The organism is Oribacterium sp., from assembly GCF_057249185.1.
In genome coordinates this window covers 751-4,321 of record NZ_DBHIGR010000163.1, presented here as the reverse complement: position 1 = coordinate 4,321, position 3,571 = coordinate 751, and the positions used below count along the sequence as shown (strand labels likewise).

Here is a 3,571-nt window from a genome sequence, read left to right as displayed (position 1 = left end):
AGAATTCCCTCTACAATAGAGAGGGATTTTTATTTTTAACAAGTATCGTATGGGGAGTGTGCGATATTTTGCCATGTGGTAAGGAAAAGGAGGAAAGAATGAGCGAATTAAAGACACCGTTTCGTTATGATTATGTGGGAAGCTTTCTACGGCCTGAGAAATTAAAGGAGGCAAGAAAGGCCTTTGATGAGGGGAAGATTGATTACTCGGCATTGAAAAAGGTAGAGGACGAATGTATTACGGCGTTGGTAGCCAAGCTGAAAGCATTGGATTATCGTGTAATTACGGACGGAGAGTTCCGCAGAGCCACCTGGCATTTGGATTTCATGTGGGGATTTTCCGGTGCGGGCCATGAGGAGACAAAAACCGGATTACCCTTCCACGGAGAGGATGCCATGATTGATGATACCTATCTGGTAGGAAAGCTAGCCTTGGAGAAGGAGCATCCTTTTGTGGAGCATTTCCGTTTCTTAAAGCAGTTTGAAGACAGCGTTACTGTGGCCAAGCAAACCATTCCTGCTCCTGCACAATTTTATGCGCAATTCATTTTCCCGTTAAACCGTGCAAGCACCGCGAAGTTTTATAAGACTGAGGAAGAACTGGCAGATGATATCGTAGCGGGTTATGAGAAGTTTATTGACGATTTATATAAGGCAGGTTGTCGTAATCTTCAGCTGGATGATTGTACCTGGGGAATGTTTGCGGACCCCAGAGGTCATCTTTTCTTGGGAATCGAGAAAGAAGAGCTGAACAAGTTACAGGTAATCAGTAAGGACATTAATAACAGGGTCATTGATTATGCGCCGAAGGATATGATTGTAAATACCCACATTTGCCGTGGAAACTTTCACTCTACCTATGCTTGTGAGGGAGCCTATGATGCTGTGGCGGATGTACTTTTCGGAGAGGAAAATCCAAGTGCTTATTTCTTGGAGTTTGATGATGAGCGCTCCGGCGGTTTTGAGTCCCTGGCTAAGGTAAATGGAGAGAAGAAGGTTGTTTTAGGCTTAATTACCACGAAGTCTCCTGTATTAGAGAAGAAAGAAGATGTCATTGCCAGAATTCATGAGGCGGCAAAATATCTTCCCCTAGATAGACTGTATTTAAGTCCTCAGTGCGGATTTGCTTCCTGTGAAATCGGAAATAAGCTTACAGAAGAAGAGCAGTGGGCGAAGATGGAGCTGGTAAAGGAAATCGCTAAGGAAGTTTGGAAGGACGCATAGAAAAGATAGAAAAGGATGATTTCATAGAAGGTCATACACAAAGACAAATCAAGAGCTATGGGGCTAAGTCTATCAGGAAGATAAACATAGCCTGTAAAGAAAAGCGTCAGAGCCGGTCCTAAAAGCTTCTGGCGCTTTTTTCTATTTTTTTATTGCCAGAATACAAGTTTTTCGATATACTGTTTGTAAATATTGCAAACAATATAATTGAATAAAATCAATAAAAGAAGTAGAAAAATTTGCTTAAAGAGTAGTGTAAGGAGTAAACGAGGGAATATCTATGAATAGTGTAGTGCTTTGGGGAATTTTGATTCCCTTTATTGGAACAAGCCTGGGAGCGGCCTGCGTTTTCATTATGAAACGGGATTTTCATCCCAATGTGCAGAAGGGGCTAACCGGATTTGCGGCAGGCGTTATGGTAGCGGCTTCCATTTGGAGCTTGTTGATTCCTGCTATGGAAGATAGTGCTCATTTAGGAAAGCTGGCCTTTCTTCCCGCCTTCGTGGGATTTTGGTTGGGAACCTTGTTTTTATTGGCATTGGATAAGATTATCCCCCATTTGCATCAGAATGCAGATAAGGCCGAAGGAATGCCCAGTTCTTTTCAAAGGACTACGATGATGCTCCTTGCGGTAACCCTTCATAATATTCCGGAAGGAATGGCGGTGGGGGTAGTATTTGCAGGACTCTTAACCGGAGAGGTGAAAATCACTGCCGGAGCTGCCCTGGCCTTATCCCTGGGGATTGCCTTACAAAATTTCCCGGAGGGAGCCATCATTTCCCTGCCGCTTCATAGTAAGGGGCAAAGCAAGGGGAAAGCCTTCTTTAACGGTGTATTATCCGGAGCGGTGGAGCCCTTAGGGGCTTTACTGATGATTTTCTTTGCACCGATCTTTGCTCCTTATATGCCAATCTTCCTATCTTTTGCGGCGGGAGCTATGCTCTATGTAGTAGTGGAAGAGTTGATTCCGGAAATGTCGGAGGGGAAGCACAGTAATGTGGGTGTTTTACTTTTTGCCCTGGGCTTTACTGTCATGATGGCTTTGGATGTGGCTTTGTCCTAATTCTTGTGGGTATGATGGCATTGAATGTGGCTTTGTCCTAGTTCTTGTGGGCATGATGGCATTGGGATGTGGCTTTGTCCTAGTTCTTACTATAACGATAAAACTTAAGCCGGCATTGTCATGGGATTTTGTACGGAGAAATTGACAGAGGATTTTCCGGGAAAATAAGAGGAAGTATGCAGTATCAAAATATTATTGAGGGAAAGTTTTTGGACCGTCCAAATCGTTTTATTGCCCATGTGGAGATAGAGGGTAAGGTAGAAACGGTGCATGTGAAAAATACCGGGCGCTGTAAGGAACTCTTGCTACCGGGGGTTAAAGTATATTTGGAGAAAAGCGGAAATCCCAATCGTAAGACTGCCTTTGATTTGGTGGCGGTGGAGAAGGCAGGGTTGGGGTTGGTAAACATCGACAGTCAGGCTCCGAATCAGGTGGTTTTGGAGTGGCTCAGAGGCTTTGCCTTCGAAAAGCTAAAGCCGGAGTATGTTTTTCGGGATTCCAGAGTGGATTTTTATATGGAACGAGATATGGCTCTTCCGGAAGCCTTTTGGGAATATGGGAAAAGGGAAGAAAGAATTGGAAAGGAGCAGCGGGCTGAGAATATAGGAATGCAGAGTCAGGAGCTTCTCAATGTATCAGGGAATATCCGTAAATATCTCTTAGAAGTAAAGGGATGTACCTTGGAAAGGGACGGCATCGGTTATTTCCCGGATGCCCCGACGGAACGTGGAGTAAAGCATTTAAGGGAACTTACGAAGGCTATACAGGAGGGCTATATCGCTATTTTGGCTTTTGTGATTGCCATGCCCAAGGTTTCTATGGTATATCCGAATGTGGAAACCCATAAGGTCTTTGGAGACGCATTGGAAGAAGCCCGGCAGGCCGGGGTAAAGATTCTGTATTTACCCTGTACCGTGACAAAGGAAGGTATGTGGATTTCTTCATAGCTTTTGACTTGTTTTAAAAGGATGATTTTTTAATTCGAGAATAGTTAGCTTGGTTTTTAGAGGAAAGGTATTTTATGAAAATTATAATTTCTCCTGCGAAAAAAATGAAAACATCTGAATTGGATATCCCTCACCAAGGCTATCCTCTTTTTGTGGAATCAGGAGCAGAGGAAAATAGTACATTTTTGAAAGGCGGATTGAATCTGTCGGGAAAGACGGAACGCCTTTTACAATATTTAAAATCTCTTTCTTTTTTAGAGTTAAAAGAGCTTTGGGCCTGTAATGAGGATTTGGCCAGGGAAAATAGTGAACGGATAGATAAAATGGACTTGAAAAGG

At 43.3% G+C, this 3,571-nt stretch carries 4 protein-coding genes; all 4 read left to right on the top strand.

The window, feature by feature from the left end; translation table 11 throughout:
* Positions 1–98: 98 nt before the first annotated feature.
* A complete protein-coding gene (locus ACO4PX_RS08550; protein ID WP_485572285.1) occupies positions 99–1,223 on the top strand; it encodes a 5-methyltetrahydropteroyltriglutamate--homocysteine S-methyltransferase in 1,125 nt (374 codons plus the stop codon).
* Between the two features lie 280 nt (positions 1,224–1,503).
* Positions 1,504–2,286, top strand: coding sequence for a ZIP family metal transporter (locus tag ACO4PX_RS08545; protein ID WP_485572284.1), 783 nt, complete (start codon positions 1,504–1,506; stop codon positions 2,284–2,286).
* 176 nt (positions 2,287–2,462) lie between these two features.
* On the top strand, positions 2,463–3,233 hold the full coding sequence (locus tag ACO4PX_RS08540) for a DNA/RNA nuclease SfsA (RefSeq protein ID WP_485572283.1): 771 nt from the start codon (positions 2,463–2,465) through the stop codon (positions 3,231–3,233).
* Between the two features lie 74 nt (positions 3,234–3,307).
* Positions 3,308–3,571: peroxide stress protein YaaA (gene yaaA, locus ACO4PX_RS08535; RefSeq protein WP_485572282.1), on the top strand; the 264-nt coding region annotated here is incomplete at its 3' end.

Coding starts and splice junctions, on each gene's coding strand:
- ACO4PX_RS08540 (WP_485572283.1), top strand. CDS start 2,463: ATGCAGTATCAAAATATTATTGAGGGAAAGTTTTTGGACCGTCCAAAT.
- ACO4PX_RS08550 (WP_485572285.1), top strand. CDS start 99: ATGAGCGAATTAAAGACACCGTTTCGTTATGATTATGTGGGAAGCTTT.
- ACO4PX_RS08545 (WP_485572284.1), top strand. CDS start 1,504: ATGAATAGTGTAGTGCTTTGGGGAATTTTGATTCCCTTTATTGGAACA.